Source organism: Streptomyces sp. NPDC090088 (assembly GCF_044747345.1).
GTDB lineage: Bacteria > Actinomycetota > Actinomycetes > Streptomycetales > Streptomycetaceae > Streptomyces.
The window spans coordinates 237,638-255,374 of the sequence record NZ_JBIVDZ010000006.1; the positions used below are offsets into that span (position 1 = coordinate 237,638).

A 17,737-nucleotide genomic window follows, 5' to 3' on the forward strand; every position below is an offset into this window, starting at 1 on the left:
GCCGCGGGTGGCTGGTCGCGCCCACGCGGCGGAGCCGCACATCGATACAGCCCCGCGCCCCTGGCGGGGCGCTCACCTCTCCGGTGTTACCAGGCGAAGGCCTCCGGGGACGGGCCAGGGCCCGGGAAGATCTCGTCGAGGCCGGCCAGGAGTTCCTCGCCGAGGTCGAGTTCGACCGCTCGCAGGGCCGAGTCCAGCTGTTCGGCGGTGCGCGGGCCGACGATCGGGCCGGTGACGCCGGGGCGGGTGAGCAGCCAGGCCAGGGCGGCCTCGCCGGGTTCCGCGGCGTGCTTGTCGAGCAGGTCCTCGTAGGCCTGGATCTGGGCCCGGATGGTGGTGTTGGCGAGGGCGTCGGCGGCCCGGCCACCGGCCCGGCGGCCGCCTTCCACCTCCTTCTTGATCACACCGCCCAGCAGCCCGCCGTGCAGCGGCGACCAGGGAATGACCCCGAGGCCGTACTCCTGGGCGGCCGGGATGACCTCCATCTCGGCGCGCCGCTCGGCGAGGTTGTAGAGGCACTGCTCGCTGACCAGGCCGATGGTCCCGCCCCGGCGGGCGGCGATCTCGTTGGCCTGGGCGATCTTGTAACCGGGGAAGTTCGAGGATCCGACGTAGAGGATCTTCCCCTGCTGCACCAGCACGTCGATCGCCTGCCAGATCTCCTCGAAGGGAGTCCGCCGGTCGACGTGGTGGAACTGGTAGACGTCGATGTAGTCGGTCTGCAGCCGCTTCAGGCTGGCGTCCACGGCCCGCCGGATGTTGAGGGCCGACAGCTTGTCGTGGTTGGGCCAGGCATCGCCGTCGCCGGCCATGTTGCCGTACACCTTGGTGGCGAGCACGACCTTGTCGCGGTGTGCGGGGGACTTGGCGAACCAGGTGCCGATGATGCTTTCGGTACGGCCCTTGTTCTCGCCCCAGCCGTAGACGTTGGCGGTGTCGAAGAAGTTGATGCCGGCGTCCAGCGCCGCGTCCATGATCGCGTGGCTGTCGGCCTCGTCGGTCTGGGGGCCGAAGTTCATGGTGCCGAGGACGAGTCGGCTGACCTTGAGTCCGGTACGTCCGAGCTGCGTGTACTTCATGGTCACCCAGCCAACGGCGTGGAGTGCGCTCTAGGCAAGGACCTGTGCCGGCCGGGTGGCAGGGGCGGGCGCTACGGCACCAGCACCAGCCGCCCCCGCACCCCGCCCTCGGCGAGCCGGGCGTGCGCCTTCGCGGCCTCCGCCAAGGGGTACGTCCCGGCGACCCGGAGGGTCAGGACACCCTCGTCCACCAGGCCGGACAGCTCCGCCAGGCGTGCGCCGTCCGCGCTCACCGACACGGACACCGTCCGCACCCCGCGCACCGGCTCCGGCGCCGCGCCCGGGATCGCGCCGACGAAGACGCCCCCGTCCCGCAGCCAGTCCAGGGCCGCCGCCCCGAGCAGCGCCGCGTCCAGCACCCCGTCGACGCTCCCGGCCGCGACGGCACCGCTGCTGAAGGAGGCGGCCCCCAGGGACCGTACGAGCTCCTCGTCCTCCGCGCGGGCCAGCCCGGTCACGGTGATCCCCTGACGGGCGGCGAGCTGCACGGCGTATCCGCCGACCGCCCCGGCCGCGCCGGTGACCAGCAGCGACTGGCCGGGCTTCAGCTCCAGCAGGTCCAGGGCCTGGGCGGCGGTCAGGGCGTTCAGGGGGAGGGTGGCGGCGGCCACCGCGTCGACGGACTTCGGGGCGGCCGCCACCGCGTCCGCGTCCACGACGACGTACTCGGCGTGCGTGCCCAGCGGCCCGCCGAAACCGGCCGCCAGGGCGACCACCTCGTCGCCCACCGCCCAGTCGCTCCCGGCGCCCACCGCGTCCACCGTCCCGGCGACGTCCCAGCCGAGACCCGCCTGCTGCCCCTCCGCTCCGAACACCCCGGACCGCACCCCGGCGTCCACCGGGTTCAGCGCGGCCGCCGCCACCTTGATCCGCACCTGCCGCCCGCCCGGCTCGGGCACCCCGGTCTCCACGACCTCCACGGCCTCGGGCCCGCCGAACGACCTCACCACTGCAGCACGCATGTCAGAAAACTCCCGGATATCGGCTTCTGCTCAGGTATCTCCTCAGCTGCCGACAACCCTAGGAAGAGCTACTATCCATCGGGAAGTAGTTACCCATAAGTGCGTACCTACCCGGGAGGTGAGCCATGGCGACCACGACCGCGGCCCAGCGGCGCGAACAGGCCCGTGTCGAGTACGACGCGTTCATCAAGGCCTGCCCCACCCACCAACTGGTCGGCCGCATCAGCGAGAAGTGGGCCTGCCTGACCCTGGCCGCCCTCGTGCCGGGACCCCGCCGCTACAGCGACATCTCCCGCACCATGGCGGGCGTGAGCCCCAAGATGCTGACGCAGACCCTGCGTTCACTGGAGCGCGACGGCCTGGTCAGCCGCACGGTGACCCCGTCCGTGCCGGTCCGCGTCGACTACGAACTCACCACGCTCGGCCGCAGCCTGTCCGAGCTGATGGCCTCGGTGAAGCACTGGGCGGAGACCCACATCGAAGAGGTCCACGAGGCCCGCGAGCGTTACGACGCCCAGGACTAGCTAGTCGGTCGGGAACTCGTCGGTCTTGAGAACGAGGTCGACGACCGTGCCGGTCAGGTCGACGTCGGTGCCGAAGTCCACCCGGGTCTCGGTCGCGTAGTCGTCGCCCTTGGGGTGGGTGAAGACGTGGCAGCGGCGCTGGTAGGGGTCGGCGATCAGGTAGACGGGGACCTCGGCCTTGGCGTACGCGGTCTTCTTCGCGCCGTAGTCGTTGGCCGCGGTGCCCTTGGAGATGACCTCGGCGACGAACTCGACGTCCTGGTGGAGCCAGAGCCCCTTCTCGGTCTTGGCGGCGCCTTCGGCCACCAACGTCACGTCCGTCGCGAACCCGTTGAGGTGTCCCGGGTAGTCGATACGGACATCGGACTTGACCCGCTTCCGTGGGTACTTGGTCCGCAACTGCTCGAAGATGTCCGCGATGATCTCCCAGTGGGTGTCCCGCTGCGGCGACATGAAGACGGTTCCCTCGACGATCTCGACCTTGTATCCCTCGGGGGCGGGCATCTTCTCGATCCGCTCGAACATCTCGTCCAGCGTGATCTCGTCGTCGCTCTCGGCCATCGCGATCCTGTCTTCGAGGACGGTCATCCTGGCGCTCCTCCCCGGCCGCCCTCCGCATGAGTACGGCCGCGCGGTTCAACGATACGCACGGTGACCGGGCAACGGCGGAAATCGGTCAGTCCGTTCCCGCCTCGTACGGTTGCCCGACGTCCCACCCCTGCCACATCGCCTCCGCGAACGCCTCCGCGATCCGGTGCTCCCCGCTCGCGTTGGGGTGGGTGCCGTCGTAGGTGTCCGTGTCGATGTCGTACGACTCCGGGGGCGAGGCCAGCAGGAGCGGTGAGCGGGGCTCGTCCAGGTCGGCCACCGCCTTCGCCAGCAACTCGTTGAAGAGGGCCACCTGCCGCGCGAACGGCGCGTCCGTCAGGGCCCGGACGTTCGGGATCACCGGCAGGACGACGATGCCGATCCGCGCGTTGGCCTCCCGGGCCGCCGTGACGAAGGACCGTACGTTCTCCGCCGTCTGCTCCGCGTTCGTGTAGAAGCCCAGGTCGATCAGGCCGAGCGAGACCAGCAGCACGTCGGCCCGGCTGGCGCGCACCGCCTCCCCGATCAGCGGCGCCATGTGCAGCCAGCCCTCGCCCCAGCCGGCCAGGTGGTCGCGCGGGAAGTCGGGGTCGGCGTAGGCGTAGGAGACGGGGGCCTCGGCGAGCTTGTCGTAGAGCGTCTCGCGCGGGCCGACCAGGGTGAACGGGCCGCCGTACGTCGCGCACAGGTGCTGCCACATGCGGTACCGCCATGTGTGCTCGCCCGTGCTGCCGATCGTCATCGAGTCCCCGACGGGCATGAACCTGAGCATCCGCTCATGATGGACGATCAGAGGGGAGCGGTGCGATGTGAGGCCCACCACGTACCGTTCCTAGAGACTGAGTGGGAGTGAGTCCTGTTGCCAGGTCTCATGCTCGGCCGAACGCCCCGAACGCCCCGAACGCCCCGAACGCCCCGAACGCCCCGAACGCCCCGAACGCCCCGAACGGTGTTGGGCGTTCTGGTCCACCGCTTTCACTCCGCAGCCGGGCGGCACGGATCGTGTCCGTGGTCCGGGAATGCGAGGGCGGTTTCCCTCACGCCCCGGGGCCACCGGCCCGGCCTGGACGGTCCGATGCCCGTACCCATCACTCCGGTGGGTACGGGGCGGTGCCGTCCGACGCCGGATCGGGTGCCCCAGGGCGCGCCTTCCGATCGCGACCGCCGCAGCGTCGTGGCGAGTGGCCTTCCTGTTCTTGCCGGTGAGGGGTTTCTGCCAATGCTGGGCACCCCACTTGCTGGTGTAGGCGGGGTCGACAGCAATCACGGGGATGCCCAGTTCGGCCGCCATGCTGACCAGCCGGGCCCGCAGCCTGGCCACGGGCATTCCGGAGATCAGCTTGCGGAAGCGTTTACGGCGGCCGTGCTTCTCCCGGGTCTTCTCCGCCTGGAAGTCGAGGTCTTCGACGGCGACGGCAAGTCCATGGCGTTTGGCCCAGTGCAGCATGCGAATCAGGGCGTGTCTGACCTGCGCGTCGCGGTGGTCAGCGGTCCCTGACAGGTCGTAGCCGAAGCGCAGCGGTTCGCCCACGGGGTTGCCGTGCTGGTCGAGGCGCCAGGCCGCGAGATGGTCGGCGTTGGTGTCCACGCCGACCAGTCCATGCATGCGAACGGTGGCGAGCGGGACGGTCTGGACGGGTGGGATGGCCCAGGACGCGGTCAGATACCAGCGGCCTCGGCCCACGTCTTCATGGACACGGTAGGCGACGGCCCGGTGGGCGGTGACGCGGTCGGCCCACTGCTCGCCCCGGTGCGCGAACGACATCGTCGCGGCGAGGACGTACCGGCCGTGCGGAGCGTTCGCCAGGTGCGCCAGCGGTGCGGGCAGCCTGATGGAGACTTCGCCGTCGGGGGTGACCCGGATGGTCTCGTTGCCGTACCGCTTACCGGACTCGCCGTCCGCCTGGAGGAACCGTCTCCCGGCCTGCCACCGCCGACGCCACTCGGCCTCGGAAAGCCCGGCGGCCTCCAGGTGGTGGCGGGTGTCCAGCAGCCGCTTGCCGCCGCGCACCACGTGCACGATTCCGGCCTGCCAGTCGGCCCGCACCGCCTCCAGCCGGTGTTCGAGGACATGCAGACGACGGGATTTGGCGAACCACTCCTGCCTGTCGCGGTAACCGCCGGGCGCGTGTCTGGTGCCCTTCTCGCCCACAGACAGGGACAGCCGGTGCGTGATCGTGCGCACCCCAGCCTCTAGTCCCTGGACGTGCGCGAGCAGGCCACGCCGGGCCAGCGCCCACTGATCATGGGTGGCCTTCGTGATCGAGCCTGCCCAGCGGGAGGAGGACTCATCGGTCAGCGCGCGCTTGCGCTGCGCCCACTGCTCGGTGCCGTGGTCCGGCCCGGCCGCGCAGCGAGCCCTGAGATCGAGGGAGGCCAGCGACCCGAGGTGGTCACCAATCAGGCACAGCACCTTCTCGTCCCCGGCGGTCAAGCCCTTGAGCCGGGACCGGATGGCGACCCCCGAAGGGCTGGGCGCCACGAACGGTGCCGTCACTTCCCGCAGCCCGCCCACTCCTTCAGCTCCCCGGTTCCGGTGCCGTAGAAATCCGTCACCATCCCCAATGACCACCACGAGCAAAGGTCACACATTCGAGACAAGAACTCTCGTTCCTCCCCAGAGAGAGTGCGCCTGCCACTGCCCGAAGACTCACTCATGCGCGCCAGAACGTGCTCAAGCACCTCTGGCTGCCACCTATTGACAACCCCGTCCGCCGCGGCCCCCGCCGTGGAACACAGGGCGGGATGGCAGGCTTGGACCCATGCGCCGACGACCGCCCGCCCTTCTCGCCGGGCTCCTGCTCACGGGTGCCCTCGCCCTGACACCCGCCGCCTCCGCCTCCGCCGCCGCGACGGACGGCACCGGCGACCAGGGGTTCACGATCAAGGACCCGCGCATCACCGAGTCCAGCGGTCTCGCCGCCTCCCATCTGCACCCCGGCATCTACTGGACGCACAACGACAGCGACGACGGGCCGTACATCTACGCCATCGACAGCGCGACCGGGAAGACGGTGGCCACCGTCACCCTCAGCGGGATCGGAAAGCCCCGGGACGTCGAGGCCATCTCCATCGGCCCCGACAACCAGATCTACGTCGGCGACATCGGCGACAACCTCGACGGCAGCTGGCCGTACGTGTGGATCTACAAGTTGCCCGAGCCGAAGAAACTCGTCGACCAGACCGTCCGGGCCACGCAGTACGTCGTGAAGTACTCGAACGGCGCCCGCAACGCCGAGTCGCTGATCGTCCACCCCAAGACCGGACGCGTGTACATCATCGACAAGAAGGAGGACGGCGGGCACCTGTACGAGGGTCCGGCGACGCTCTCCTCCTCGGGGACGAACATCTTCAAGCCGGTCGCCACCGTCGACCTGTGGGCCACCGACGCCGCCTTCTCGCCCGACGGCAAGCAGCTCGCCGTACGCGGCTACTTCGGCGGGATCTACTACGACTGGAACGGCGGCGCCATCAAGCGCGAGGGCCGGCTCGACGTGCCGCTGCAGAAGCAGGGCGAGTCGGTCAGCTACTCGGCCGACGGGACCAAGTTGATGTACGGCAGCGAGGGCTCCGACAGCCCGGTGCAGGCAAAGGACGTACCGGGAGGCGGCTCCGCCAAGTCGTCCTCGGGCAGCGGGAGTTCGGCCGCGGGCGGCGACGGCGGCGGTACGGCGACCGGTCAGGTCAAGGTCGGCGGCGCCATCGCCGTCGGCGCCGTCGTGCTCGCCTTCCTCGGGCTGCGGCGGCTGCGGCGCCCGTCCGCCCGCCGGCACTGAGCGGCACGGGGCCGGGGCCGGGCGTCACCCGTCCGGCTCACCGGCGGGGCGGTGGCGCGGCGGTGACCGCAGGCTGGGAAGCGTCCCGCGGGACGGGGGCGGCAACAGGAACCGGGTCCCGCCTCACGGAATGGAAGCACCCATGTCCCGCACCGCCCTCCGCCTGGCCAGGAAGGCCGGCCTGCTCGCGGCCGCCCTGGGCCTGACCGTCCCCGCGACCGCCGGCACCGCCGCCGCGGCCGAACCCGCCCGGACGGCCCGGACCGCGGCCGCCGCCGCTCTCCCGCAGTTCAGCTCGGTCAGCCGGCCGTTCGAAGGCGACATCGTCGGCCCCACCGAGTCGGTCCACGTCAAGGGCACCCTCGACATCTCCGTCATCACCCTGCCCAGCGCGGCCGGCGGCGGCACCGCCCAGATCATCAGCAGCCTGGACGACACCACCAGCACCGGTCTCACCAGCCACGCGACCTACTACCTCGTCGGCGCCCAGCGGAACAACGCCCCGTTCTCGGCGGCGGCGACCACGACGCTCAACGTCAAGCCCACCTTCCTGCTGGTCCCGCCCACCGGGGCGCCCAGCCGGGTCCGGCCCCTCACGGTCACCGTCGTCGTCACCTCCACCGGCGTGATCAACAGCATCACCGCGACGGTCGGCTGACCCGCCGCCCCGGCGCGGGGCGGACCGGGCCGTCGTACGTCTTGACGTGATGATGGTGTGTCAGTTTCCTGGGAGGTGCGCGGTGCGTGGGAGCGCTCCCATGTGTTCCGGGGCCGCGCCTCCCTCCCGAGAGGAACAGGCACATGTTCCGCTTACGCACCCTGCGCAGAGCGCTGTGTGCTGCCGCCGCCGCGCTCCTCCTGCCCCTCGCCGGTGCGACGGGCTCCGCGCACGCGGCGACCGCCCCAGGCGCCGGCTACTGGCACACCAGCGGCCGGCAGATCCTGGACGCGGCCGGGCAGCCGGTCCGGATCGCCGGGATCAACTGGTTCGGCTTCGAGACCGCCAACTACGTGGTGCACGGCCTCTGGTCGCGCGACTACAGGAGCATGATCGACCAGATGAGGTCGCTGGGCTACAACACCATCCGGCTGCCCTACAGCGACGACATCCTCAAGTCCACCACCGTCCCCAACAGCATCGACTTCAGCAACGGCAAGAACGCCGACCTGCAGGGGCTGAACTCGCTGCAGGTGATGGACAGGATCGTGGCGTACGCCGGTCAGGACGGCCTCCGGGTCATCCTCGACCGGCACCGTCCGGACGCCGGCGGCCAGTCGGCGCTCTGGTACACCTCGTCCGTCCCCGAGTCGACCTGGATCGCCGATCTCAAGGCCCTGGCGTCGCGGTACGCGGCCGATCCGACCGTCATCGGCATCGACCTCCACAACGAGCCCCACGATCCGGCCTGCTGGGGCTGCGGCGACACGACGGTCGACTGGCGGCTGGCCGCCCAGCGGGCCGGGAACGCCGTCCTGTCCGTCAACCCGGACCTGCTGGTCTTCGTCGAGGGCGTGCAGACGTTCAACGGCGTCTCCGGCTGGTGGGGCGGCAACCTGATGGGCGTGGCCCAGTACCCGGTGCGGCTGTCGGTGGCGAACCGGGTGGTGTACTCGGCCCACGACTACGCGACCAGCGTGGCCCAGCAGAGCTGGTTCAGCGATCCGACGTTCCCGGCCAACATGCCGGGGGTCTGGGACACGTACTGGGGCTACATCTTCAAGCAGAACATCGCCCCGGTGTGGGTGGGCGAGTTCGGTACGACGCTCGCCTCGGCGGTGGACCAGAAGTGGCTGGCCGCGCTGGTGAGTTACCTCCGGCCGACCTCGACGTACGGCGCCGACTCCTTCCAGTGGACCTTCTGGTCGTGGAACCCGAACTCCGGTGACACGGGCGGGATCCTGAAGGACGACTGGGCGACCGTGGACACGGTGAAGGACGGGTATCTGGCGAGCGTGAAGGCGCCGCTGTTCCCGGGCACGGGCACCGGAACGGGCGGAGGCGGAGGCGGTGGCGGTTCGGCGGCCTCCTGCTCGGCCTCGTACGCCGTCAGCAGTGACTGGGGGAGCGGCTTCAACGCCGACGTGACGGTCACCAACACCGGTTCCACGGCGATCGGTTCGTGGACGGTGACCTGGACGTGGAGCGGGTCGCAGCAGGTCACGAACGTGTGGAACGCGTCGTACACCCAGAGCGGCGGGACGGTCACCGCGGTCAACGCGGCGCACAACGGGACGGTCCCGGCGGGTGGTTCGGTGAGCTTCGGATTCGGGGGCGCGCCGGGTGGCGGGGCGGTGCCGAGCGTGAGCTGCTCCGCCGCCTGAGGCAGGGGTGCCCGGTGGTGGTCGCCGGGCGCCCCTCGTCGGGCTCGTTGCTCAGCCCCGCACCGGCTTGATCCCGTGCAGACGACGTGGCTTGGGAGCGTCCAGGAGGCTGACGCCGTTGTAGATGCGGCTCCGGAAGAAGAGCGTGGGAGCGGCGACGAACGTCACGAAGATCGAGACGACGCTGACGGGGAACAGGGTCGGCAGCGACTGGCCCTCGGGCAGTGTCTTGCCGCCCTCGTGGACGGCGTAGGCGAAGGCGGCGAAGAAGACGATCGCGCTGAGGGCGGCCAGGACGCCCAGGACGACCCTGGTCCGGCGGGTACGGGCCTCGGTGCGGACCTCGGCCAGCAGCGACGCGTCGCAGACGGGGCAGGTGAGTTCCACGGTCTGCTTGCCGGACTGCGGGCGGCGTACCCGGAAGACGCCGTCCTTCCAGGTGATCCTGCGGGTCCGGACGAGGAAGCCCGTGACCTTGTCGCTGAGGATGTGGCGCACCGCTACCTCGACGGTACCCGGTATGGGTCTGTTCATGGAGGCGTGGATCTCCTTCGTCGCATGGGGCACACAGTGTCCGGTGTGCGACGAAGGAGACTCAATGATCCGCGGAAGGTTTTGCCCGGATCATGCCCGGCGCGTAAACCAGCAGCTTTTTACGGGAGTTGCCCTCTTACGGGAGTTGCCTTTTGGCGGGAGCCGGCGCGCCGTCAGAGCTTCTCGATCACGTAGTCGACGCACTTCGTCAGCGCCTCGACGTCCGCCGGGTCGATCGCCGGGAACATGGCGACCCGGAGCTGGTTGCGGCCGAGCTTGCGGTAGGGCTCGGTGTCGACGATGCCGTTGGCGCGCAGCACCTTGGCGACGGCGGCCGCGTCGATCTCGTCGGCGAAGTCGATGGTGCCGATGACCTGGGAGCGCTTGGCCGGGTCCGAGACGAACGGGGTGGCGTACTTGGACTCCTCCGCCCAGGTGTACAGGCGGGTCGAGGAGTCCTTGGTACGGCCGGTGGAGAAGGCGAGGCCGCCCTGGCCGTTGAGCCACTCCAGCTGCTGGTTGAGCAGGAAGAGGGTGGCGAGGGCCGGGGTGTTGTACGTCTGGTTCTTGCGGGAGTTGTCGATCGCCGTGGGCAGCGAGAAGAACTCCGGGATGTGGCGGCCGGACGCGTGGACGCGCTCCGCGCGCTCGATGGCGGCCGGGGAGAAGACGCCGATCCACAGGCCGCCGTCGGAGGCGAAGGACTTCTGCGGGGCGAAGTAGTAGACGTCGGTCTCGGCGATGTCCACCGGGAGGCCGCCGGCGCCGGAGGTGGCGTCCACGAGGACGAGCGCGCCCTCGTCGGCGCCCGCGACCCGCTTGATCGGCATGGCGACACCGGTCGAGGTCTCGTTGTGGGTGAACGCGTAGACGTCGACGCCGGCCTCGGCCTGCGGCTCCGGGTGGGTGCCCGGGTCGGCGGCGATGACGGTGGGCTCGGCCAGCCAGGGGGCGAGCTTGGCGGCCTTGGCGAACTTGGACGAGAACTCACCGAAGTTCAGGTGCTGCGACTTGCCGTCGATCAGACCGTGGGTGGCGACGTCCCAGAAGGCGGTGGAGCCGCCGTTGCCGAGGATGACCTCGTAGCCGTCCGGGAGGGAGAACAGCGAGCTGATGCCCTCGCGGACCTGGCCGACCAGGTTCTTGACGGGGGCCTGGCGGTGGGAGGTGCCCATCAGAGACGTTCCGGTCGCGGCGAGCGCCTCCAGCGCCTCCGTCCGCACCTTGGAGGGGCCAGCGCCGAAGCGTCCGTCGGCGGGCTTGATGTCAGCGGGGATCTCGATGTCAGCCACGGGGGGAGCGTAGCCGGTGGGGGAAACGTGGTCGAAATGTAGTCCGTCGGGTGAGACGGGCGCGGGGGCCGGTGCGGGACGGGGTGGGGACCCGTGTGAGACGGGTCGGTGCCGCCGTGCGCGGGCCGTTCCCTTGCCGGTGCCGGGCCGGCCGACGGCAGACGGCGACCAGCGGGAATCCCCCGAAGGGAGCTGCCCCGAGCCGTCGCCCGCTGTCCCCAGCGCGCGTCGGGTGCCGTGCGCGTCGCGTGCCGTGCGCGTCGGCGGTGGTTCGGGGCGCGAACCCTCGTCACTGTCAGTGGTGGCGGGCAGACTGGGAGGCATGGTGGATGTCGAGGCGGAGCTGCGCGGGGTGGTCCGGGGCGAGGTGGGGTTCGACGTCACGTCGCGGGCGCTGGTCACGATGGACGCGTCCAACTACCGGCGGGTCCCGGTGGGGGTGGTGGCCCCCCGGGACGCGGACGACGTGGCGGCCGTACTCCAGATCTGCCGGGCGCACGGCGTGCCGGTGGTGGCGCGCGGCGGCGGCACGTCGATCGCCGGGCAGGCGACGGGCACCGGCCTGGTGCTGGACTTCACCCGCCATATGAACCGTGTGCTCGACCTGGACCCGGCCACCCGTACGGCCGTCGTCCAGCCCGGCCTGGTCCTGGACCGCCTCCAGGAGGCCGCCGCGCCGCACGGACTGCGCTTCGGCCCCGACCCCGCCACCCACAGCCGCTGCACGCTCGGCGGGATGATCGGCAACAACTCCTGCGGCTCGCACAGCGTGGCCTGGGGCACGACGGCGGACAGCGTGCGCGAGCTCTCCGTGCTCACCGCGCGCGGGCAGCGGCTGCGGCTGGGGCAGGGCTGGGCGGGGGCGCCGGACGGCCTGCGGGCCCTGGTGGAAGGCGACTTGGCGCGGCTGCGCACCGGCTTCCCCGACCTGCCCCGCCGTATCTCCGGCTACGCGCTGGACGCCCTGCTGCCCGAGAAGGGCGCCGACGTGGCCCGCTCGTTCTGCGGCAGTGAGGGCACCCTCGGGATCCTCACGGAGGCGGTGGTCCGGCTCGTCGAGTCCCCGCGCGCGCGTGCGCTGGCGGTGCTGGGATACGGCGACGAGGGCGCGGCGGCGGAGGCCGCGGCCGGGCTGCTGCCCTTCGGCCCGCTGACGGTGGAGGGCATGGCCGCCGACCTGGTGCCGTCCCCGGCCGGGCTGCCGCGGGGCGGCGCGTGGCTGTTCGTCGAGACGGGCGGGGAGACGGCGGCGGAGGCACGCGCGCGTGCGGAGGCGATCGCCGCGGTGGCCGACACCGTCGACGCGCTGGTCGTGACCGACCCGGCCGGGCAGCGCGCGCTCTGGCGCATCCGCGAGGACGCCTCCGGCACGGCGACCCGGATGCCGGACGGCAGCGAGGCCTGGCCCGGCTGGGAGGACTGCGCGGTGCCGCCGGCCCGACTGGGCGCGTATCTGCGGGACTTCCGAGGCCTGCTGTCGGCGTACGGCCTGCGCGGCACCCCGTACGGTCACTTCGGCGACGGCTGCATCCACGTCCGGATCGACTTCGACCTGCTCACCGAGGCGGGCGTGGCCCGCTTCCGCAGCTTCTCGGAGGAACTGGCCGACCTGGTCGTCGCCCACGGCGGTTCGCTCTCCGGCGAGCACGGCGACGGCCAGGCACGGGCGGAACTGCTTCCGGCGATGTACGGCGCGGAGACGGTGGCGCTGTTCGAGCGGGCGAAGGGGGTGTGGGACCCCGACGACCTCCTCAACCCGGGGATGCTGGTCAGACCCGCGCCTCTCGACACGAACCTCCGCTTCGCCGTCCTCCCCCGCGAACCGGTCGACGTGGCCTTCGGCTACCCGTCCGACGGCGGCGACTTCGCCGCGGCCGTACGGCGCTGCGTGGGCGTCGCCAAATGCCGTACGACGTCGGTCTCCGGCCCGTCCGTCATGTGCCCGTCGTTCCGGGCGACCGGTGAGGAGGAGCACTCGACCCGCGGCCGGGCCCGGCTGCTGCACGAGATGCTGGCGGGCGACCTGGTGACGGACGGCTGGCGCTCCACGGAGGTCAGGGACGCCCTGGACCTCTGCCTGTCCTGCAAGGGCTGCCGCTCGGACTGCCCGGTCGGGGTGGACATGGCGACGTACAAGGCGGAGTTCCTGCACCACCACTACGCGGACCGCCGCCGCCCCGCGGCCCACTACAGCATGGGCCGGCTGCCGGTCTGGCTGCGCCTGGTCGAGCGCACCCGCACGGCGCGCCTGGTCAACGCCCTCGCCTCGGTACGGCCGTTGGCGGCGCTCGCCCGACGCCTGGGCGGGATCGCGCCGGAGCGGACGATCCCCCGGCTGGCGACGGAGACGTTCGGCCGTTGGCAGCGGAGACGGCAGCGCGAGCGGGTGCGGGGGTGGACGGCGGACCTGCGGGCCGGACGCCGGCCGGACGTCCCGGCGCAGCGGGTCTTCCTCTGGCCGGACACCTTCACCGAGTACCTGTCGCCGTCCGTGGGCCGGGCGGCGGTCCGGGTGCTGGAGGCGGCCGGGGTGGGCGTCACCGAGCTGCCCGGCCGACGGTGGCAGGTGCACCTCTCCGAGGAGGGCGAGCTGCGGGGCGTCAGCATGAACCCCTGGCGCTCCCGCCGCACCCGCGCCTGCTGCGGACTGACCTACCTCTCCACGGGCCAACTGGACCGCGCCCGCGCGGTACTGCGCGACACGCTCGACCTGCTGGAGCCGTTCCTGCTGGAGCCGTTCCTGCCGGCGCCGGACGACCTGCCCGACGACTTGCCGGGCGTGGACGCCCTGGACGTCCCGGACGTCCCGGGCGACCCGGATGACACGGACGACCCCGTCGTCCCCCTGTTCGTGGTCCTGGAACCCAGCTGTGCCGCCGCCCTCCGCACCGACCTGCCGGAGCTCCTCCCGGACGATCCCCGTGCCGCCCGCCTGGCGGGCCTGGTGGTCACGTTCGCGGAGGCACTGGAACGGCTGGCCCCGGACTGGCGGCCGCCCCGCCTGGACCGCCCGGTGACCGGCCAGACCCACTGCCACCAGCACGCGGTCCTGGGCGACGCCCCCGACCGCCGCCTCCGCGAGGCCGCGGGCCTCACCGGCGACCTGGCCGGCGGCTGCTGCGGCCTGGCCGGCAACTTCGGCTTCGAGAAAGGCCACTTCGAGGTGTCGCAGGCATGCGCGGAGGAACAGCTCCTCCCGGCGGTCCGGGACGCGGATCCGGGCACGCTGATCCTGGCCGACGGCTTCTCCTGCCGGACCCAGCTGGAACAACTGGCCGGCGTGCGGGGGAGACACCTGGCGGAGGTCCTGGCGGAGGCACTGGACGGTGAGGCCGAATGAGCGGGGCCGAACCCGAAGTCGAGGCCGAGGTCGAACCCGAACGCGGGCCTGAAGCCGAGGCCGAACCCGGGCCTGAAGCCGAGGCCGAACCCGGGCCCGAACCCGAAGTCGGCCGGGTGGCCGTCCTCTCCGACATCCACGGTGTGCTGCCGGCGCTGGAGGCGGTGCTGGCGGAACCGGACGTGTCCCGTGCCGACCGTGTCGTGCTCACCGGCGACATCACCGCGGGCCCGCAACCGGCCGAGGTGGTCGACGTGCTGCGGGCGCTGGGCGACCGCGTGCTGTGGCTGGCGGGGAACGCGGACCGGGAGCTGGTCGAGTACCGCAGGGGCGAGCGCGCCGACATCCCGGACCCGATCGGCCCGTTCGCGGCGCACGCCCTCAGGGCGGACCAGGTCGACTTCCTGGCCGGGCTCCCGAAGACCGCGACGCTCACCGTCCGGGGCCTCGGCCGGGTCCTGTTCTGCCACGCCACTCCCCGCGACGACGAGGAGATCGTCCTGGTCGACTCGCCGCCGGAGCGCTGGGCCGAGGTCTTCGCCGAGGTCGACCCCGGGATCGGCACGGTCGTCTGCGGCCACACCCACATGCCCTACACCCGCCTCGCCCACGGCCGCCTCGTCGTCAACCCCGGCAGCGTGGGCATGCCCTACGGCCGCCCCGGCGCCCACTGGTGCCTCCTCGGCCCCGGCACCGACCTGCGCGTCACCCCGTACGACATCCCCACGGCCACCGCCCGTCTCGTGGCCGCGTGCTCCTACCCCGGCATCGAGGAGTGGGCCGACTACTTCCTCCGGGCCCGCGCCTCGGACTCCGAGGCCCTGGCCCTCTTCAGCGCGCGATAGCGCCCGAGCGCCTCCCGGGCATCGGCCACGAAGGAGTCCCGCGCGGCGAGCCCGGAGAGTTCCCCGTCCGTCACCCACGCGTACCGGGCGACCTCCGAGGGGTCGGGCCGCACCGGTCCCGTGACGACGACCTCGTGCAGGCCCAGCCAGTAGGGGGAGATCGCCCCCTCGCACAGGAACTTGAGCACGAGGCGCGGCCGGTCCACGACCCCCAGCTCCTCGGCCAGCTCCCGTGCCGCGGCGTCCGCGTACGACTCACCGGCGCGCACCGCCCCGCCGAGCATCCAGTTGGCCTGCCCCGGGAAGAGCAAAGTGGTGTCGCTCCTGCGGTGCACCAGGAACCGCCCGTCGGCGTCGCGGCACACGATCGTGGCGATCCGGTGCAGCAGCCGCGACCGGATCGCCTCACCCCGCTCCACCACGCCCAGCACCCGGTCCTGCTCGTCGACCTGATCGACCGGTTCACCCATGGCGACACGATGTCAGGAGTCGTCGTGGTAGGGAGGGAAGATGACCGGTCGGCTGCCAATCGATGAGCAACTCGTCGTCCTGCGCGAGGTGTTGTGCCGTAACGACGTCCTCGTGGAGGTGCTGGAGCGGGGTGCCGCGCTCGGGCTGCCCGAGTGGTACGTGACGGCGGGATGCCTGTTCCAGACGGTGTGGAACGTGGTGACCGGCAGGCCGCCGGGTGCCGGGATCAAGGACTACGACCTCTTCTACTTCGACGGCGACGACCTGTCGTGGGAGGCGGAGGACCGGGCGATCCGGCGGGCCCGGGAGGTGTTCGCCGGGGTGGCGGCCGAGGTCGAGGTGCGGAACGAGGCCCGGGTGCACCTCTGGTACGGGGAGAAGTTCGGGGTGCCCTGTCCGCCGTACGAGTCGACCGAGGCCGCCATCGACAGCTTCGCGGCGACCACCTGCTGTCTGGGCGTGCGGCTGGAGGAGGGCGGCCGGTGGCGGGTGTACGCACCCCACGGCTTGTCGGACGTCTTCAACCTCGTCCTGCGGCCCAACCCGGTACTCGCCCCGCGTTCCGTCTACGAGACCAAGGCGGCCCGCTGGCGTACGAGGTGGCCCGAGCTGACCGTGCTGGCCTGGCCCGACGGCGGGTCCGCCTAGCTCTTCCCGGGCCGGGGCCCGACACGCCCTGGCCCACCTGCGCGGGATCGAATCCGACCGGGTTCGCGTCTGTTGTCCTTGATGCGAGTGCAGACCGATCGCCGACCTGTCCAGGAGCTTCCTCTGATGACAGCAACTCTCCGCCTCCGGCCCGTCTCCCGCGCCGAGCACCTCGCCTTCGTAGGGTCCCGGCCCTCCGCCAGCCATATGCAGCTGCCGTCCTGGGGCGAGGTGAAGTCCGACTGGACGGCGGAGAGTCTGGGGTGGTTCGACGGGGAGGGGCGGATGGTCGGGGCCGGGCTGGTGCTGCTGCGGGCGCTGCCGAGGGTGCGGCGGTACCTGGCGTATCTGCCGGAGGGGCCCGTCATCGACTGGGGGGACGCGGAACCGGAGCGGTGGCTGGATCCGCTGCTGGCGTATCTGAAGGGACGGGGGGCGTTCACCGTGAAGATGGGGCCGCCGGTCGTCGTACGACGATGGAGCGCGGAGGCGGTGAAGGCGGCGATCGCCGATCCCGCCGCCCGGCGGCTGCGGGACGCCGAGCCCACGTCGCAGGACCCCCGGGCGCTGGAGCTCGCCGACCGGCTGCGCCGGATGGGATGGCGGCAGGCGGAGCCGGGCGGGGAGGAGGGGTTCGCGGCCGGTCAGCCCCGGTACGTGTTCCAGGTGCCGTTCGCCGGGCGCTCGCTGGACGCGATCCAGCGCGGGCTCAACCAGCAGTGGCGGCGCAATGTGAAGAAGGCGGAGAACGCGGGGGTGAAGGTGGTGCGGGGCGGGTACGAGGACCTGCCCGCGTTCTACGCGCTGTACACCGAGACCGCCGAGCGCGACCGCTTCATCGCGCGCCCCCTCTCCTACTTCCAGCGCATGTGGACCGCGCTGACCTCCGAACACCCCGACCGGATGCGCCTCTACCTCGCCCACCACGAGGGCGAGGTCCTCGCCGCCGCGACCATGCTCACCGTCGGCGAGCACGTCTGGTACTCCTACGGCGCCTCCACCGTCCGCAGGCGCGAGGTCCAGCCCAACAACGCCATGCAGTGGCGGATGATGTGCGACGCCCATGAACTCGGCGCCGCCGTCTACGACTTCCGGGGCATCACCGACACCCTGGAGGAGTCCAACCACCTGCTGGGGCTGCTCCGCTTCAAGGTGGGGGCCGGCGGGGAGGCCGTGGAGTACCTGGGCGAGTGGGACTTTCCGCTCAACAAGCTGCTCCACAAGGCGTTCGACGTGTACATGGCCCGCCGCTGACGCCCGTCCGGGGGTCCGGCCGCCCCGATTCATAAGCTGGCTCTCAGGTTCATAAGAGAACTCTCAGCTTCGGGGCCGTTATACAGCTGTTACCCAGGTACT

At 71.6% G+C, this 17,737-nt stretch carries 16 protein-coding genes; 8 read left to right on the forward strand and 8 right to left on the reverse strand.

Going from position 1 to position 17,737, the window contains the following annotated elements; all coding sequences use genetic code 11:
- Positions 1 to 86: 86 nt before the first annotated feature.
- Both ACIPSJ_RS28910 and ACIPSJ_RS28915 read right to left on the reverse strand, forming a co-directional pair.
- Positions 87 to 1,079, reverse strand: a complete 993-nt coding sequence (locus ACIPSJ_RS28910) for an aldo/keto reductase (protein ID WP_401350456.1) — start codon at positions 1,077 to 1,079, stop codon at positions 87 to 89.
- A 71-nt stretch (positions 1,080 to 1,150) separates the two neighbouring features.
- Entirely contained in the window at positions 1,151 to 2,041 is an 891-nt protein-coding gene (locus ACIPSJ_RS28915) for an NADP-dependent oxidoreductase (protein WP_359207325.1), read from the reverse strand.
- Positions 2,042 to 2,166: 125 nt separating this feature from the next.
- Here ACIPSJ_RS28915 and ACIPSJ_RS28920 point away from each other — a divergent pair, with 125 nt between their 5' ends.
- A complete protein-coding gene (locus ACIPSJ_RS28920; protein ID WP_359207322.1) occupies positions 2,167 to 2,565 on the forward strand; it encodes a helix-turn-helix domain-containing protein in 399 nt (132 codons plus the stop codon).
- Here ACIPSJ_RS28920 and ACIPSJ_RS28925 read toward each other — a convergent pair whose 3' ends face one another.
- From ACIPSJ_RS28925 to ACIPSJ_RS28935, 3 genes are all read right to left on the reverse strand, one after another.
- Positions 2,566 to 3,153, reverse strand: a complete 588-nt coding sequence (locus ACIPSJ_RS28925) for a Uma2 family endonuclease (protein ID WP_359207319.1) — start codon at positions 3,151 to 3,153, stop codon at positions 2,566 to 2,568.
- A gap of 88 nt (positions 3,154 to 3,241) precedes the next feature.
- A complete protein-coding gene (locus ACIPSJ_RS28930; protein WP_359207316.1) occupies positions 3,242 to 3,925 on the reverse strand; it encodes an SGNH/GDSL hydrolase family protein in 684 nt (227 codons plus the stop codon).
- Positions 3,926 to 3,985: 60 nt separating this feature from the next.
- Positions 3,986 to 5,668: an IS200/IS605 family accessory protein TnpB-related protein gene (locus ACIPSJ_RS28935; RefSeq protein ID WP_401350459.1), complete on the reverse strand. Its 1,683-nt coding sequence runs from the start codon at positions 5,666 to 5,668 to the stop codon at positions 3,986 to 3,988.
- A 247-nt stretch (positions 5,669 to 5,915) separates the two neighbouring features.
- On the opposite strand from ACIPSJ_RS28935, the gene ACIPSJ_RS28940 reads away from it, so the two are divergent.
- From ACIPSJ_RS28940 to ACIPSJ_RS28950, 3 genes are all read left to right on the forward strand, one after another.
- Positions 5,916 to 6,929, forward strand: a complete 1,014-nt coding sequence (locus tag ACIPSJ_RS28940) for a WD40 repeat domain-containing protein (protein WP_401350461.1) — start codon at positions 5,916 to 5,918, stop codon at positions 6,927 to 6,929.
- Between the two features lie 142 nt (positions 6,930 to 7,071).
- The gene (locus tag ACIPSJ_RS28945; protein ID WP_401350463.1) at positions 7,072 to 7,587 is read left to right on the forward strand and encodes a hypothetical protein; all 516 of its coding nucleotides are present in this window, start codon (positions 7,072 to 7,074) and stop codon (positions 7,585 to 7,587) included.
- Positions 7,588 to 7,730: 143 nt separating this feature from the next.
- Positions 7,731 to 9,251 carry a cellulase family glycosylhydrolase gene (locus tag ACIPSJ_RS28950; RefSeq protein ID WP_401350466.1) on the forward strand — a complete coding sequence of 507 codons (1,521 nt, stop codon included), beginning with the start codon at positions 7,731 to 7,733 and terminating at the stop codon, positions 9,249 to 9,251.
- A gap of 51 nt (positions 9,252 to 9,302) precedes the next feature.
- Here the strand turns inward: ACIPSJ_RS28950 and ACIPSJ_RS28955 are convergent, their stop codons facing one another.
- The gene (locus ACIPSJ_RS28955; RefSeq protein WP_401350468.1) at positions 9,303 to 9,785 is read right to left on the reverse strand and encodes a hypothetical protein; all 483 of its coding nucleotides are present in this window, start codon (positions 9,783 to 9,785) and stop codon (positions 9,303 to 9,305) included.
- A 173-nt stretch (positions 9,786 to 9,958) separates the two neighbouring features.
- A complete protein-coding gene (gene serC / locus ACIPSJ_RS28960) occupies positions 9,959 to 11,077 on the reverse strand; it encodes a phosphoserine transaminase (protein ID WP_359207302.1) in 1,119 nt (372 codons plus the stop codon).
- Between the two features lie 322 nt (positions 11,078 to 11,399).
- Here serC and ACIPSJ_RS28965 point away from each other — a divergent pair, with 322 nt between their 5' ends.
- Together ACIPSJ_RS28965 and ACIPSJ_RS28970 are read left to right on the forward strand one after the other, a co-directional pair.
- Complete coding sequence (locus tag ACIPSJ_RS28965; RefSeq protein WP_401350470.1) at positions 11,400 to 14,417, forward strand: FAD-binding and (Fe-S)-binding domain-containing protein; 3,018 nt, start codon at positions 11,400 to 11,402, stop codon at positions 14,415 to 14,417.
- Positions 14,414 to 15,262 (forward strand): metallophosphoesterase family protein, encoded by an 849-nt coding sequence (locus ACIPSJ_RS28970; protein ID WP_401350473.1) that lies wholly within the window; start codon positions 14,414 to 14,416, stop codon positions 15,260 to 15,262. Before ACIPSJ_RS28965 ends, ACIPSJ_RS28970 begins: the two co-directional genes overlap by 4 nt.
- Here the strand turns inward: ACIPSJ_RS28970 and ACIPSJ_RS28975 are convergent.
- Complete coding sequence (locus ACIPSJ_RS28975; protein WP_401350476.1) at positions 15,202 to 15,732, reverse strand: NUDIX hydrolase; 531 nt, start codon at positions 15,730 to 15,732, stop codon at positions 15,202 to 15,204. The two genes, ACIPSJ_RS28970 and ACIPSJ_RS28975, sit on opposite strands and share 61 nt — an antisense overlap.
- Before the next feature lie 40 nt (positions 15,733 to 15,772).
- Between ACIPSJ_RS28975 and ACIPSJ_RS28980 the strand changes: the two genes are divergently transcribed.
- Complete coding sequence (locus tag ACIPSJ_RS28980) at positions 15,773 to 16,381, forward strand: nucleotidyltransferase family protein (RefSeq protein WP_401350478.1); 609 nt, start codon at positions 15,773 to 15,775, stop codon at positions 16,379 to 16,381.
- 126 nt (positions 16,382 to 16,507) lie between these two features.
- A complete protein-coding gene (locus tag ACIPSJ_RS28985) occupies positions 16,508 to 17,635 on the forward strand; it encodes a lipid II:glycine glycyltransferase FemX (RefSeq protein WP_401350481.1) in 1,128 nt (375 codons plus the stop codon).
- The last annotated feature ends 102 nt before the right edge of the window (positions 17,636 to 17,737 follow it).

Excerpts from the sequence above, each read along its gene's own strand:
- ACIPSJ_RS28910 (WP_401350456.1), bottom strand. The coding sequence starts at position 1,079 with ATGAAGTACACGCAGCTCGGACGTACCGGACTCAAGGTCAGCCGACTC.
- ACIPSJ_RS28915 (WP_359207325.1), bottom strand. The coding sequence starts at position 2,041 with ATGCGTGCTGCAGTGGTGAGGTCGTTCGGCGGGCCCGAGGCCGTGGAG.
- ACIPSJ_RS28920 (WP_359207322.1), top strand. The coding sequence starts at position 2,167 with ATGGCGACCACGACCGCGGCCCAGCGGCGCGAACAGGCCCGTGTCGAG.
- ACIPSJ_RS28925 (WP_359207319.1), bottom strand. The coding sequence starts at position 3,153 with ATGACCGTCCTCGAAGACAGGATCGCGATGGCCGAGAGCGACGACGAG.
- ACIPSJ_RS28930 (WP_359207316.1), bottom strand. The coding sequence starts at position 3,925 with ATGCTCAGGTTCATGCCCGTCGGGGACTCGATGACGATCGGCAGCACG.
- ACIPSJ_RS28940 (WP_401350461.1), top strand. The coding sequence starts at position 5,916 with ATGCGCCGACGACCGCCCGCCCTTCTCGCCGGGCTCCTGCTCACGGGT.
- ACIPSJ_RS28945 (WP_401350463.1), top strand. The coding sequence starts at position 7,072 with ATGTCCCGCACCGCCCTCCGCCTGGCCAGGAAGGCCGGCCTGCTCGCG.
- ACIPSJ_RS28950 (WP_401350466.1), top strand. The coding sequence starts at position 7,731 with ATGTTCCGCTTACGCACCCTGCGCAGAGCGCTGTGTGCTGCCGCCGCC.
- ACIPSJ_RS28955 (WP_401350468.1), bottom strand. The coding sequence starts at position 9,785 with ATGAACAGACCCATACCGGGTACCGTCGAGGTAGCGGTGCGCCACATC.
- ACIPSJ_RS28965 (WP_401350470.1), top strand. The coding sequence starts at position 11,400 with ATGGTGGATGTCGAGGCGGAGCTGCGCGGGGTGGTCCGGGGCGAGGTG.
- ACIPSJ_RS28970 (WP_401350473.1), top strand. The coding sequence starts at position 14,414 with ATGAGCGGGGCCGAACCCGAAGTCGAGGCCGAGGTCGAACCCGAACGC.
- ACIPSJ_RS28975 (WP_401350476.1), bottom strand. The coding sequence starts at position 15,732 with ATGGGTGAACCGGTCGATCAGGTCGACGAGCAGGACCGGGTGCTGGGC.
- ACIPSJ_RS28980 (WP_401350478.1), top strand. The coding sequence starts at position 15,773 with ATGACCGGTCGGCTGCCAATCGATGAGCAACTCGTCGTCCTGCGCGAG.
- ACIPSJ_RS28985 (WP_401350481.1), top strand. The coding sequence starts at position 16,508 with ATGACAGCAACTCTCCGCCTCCGGCCCGTCTCCCGCGCCGAGCACCTC.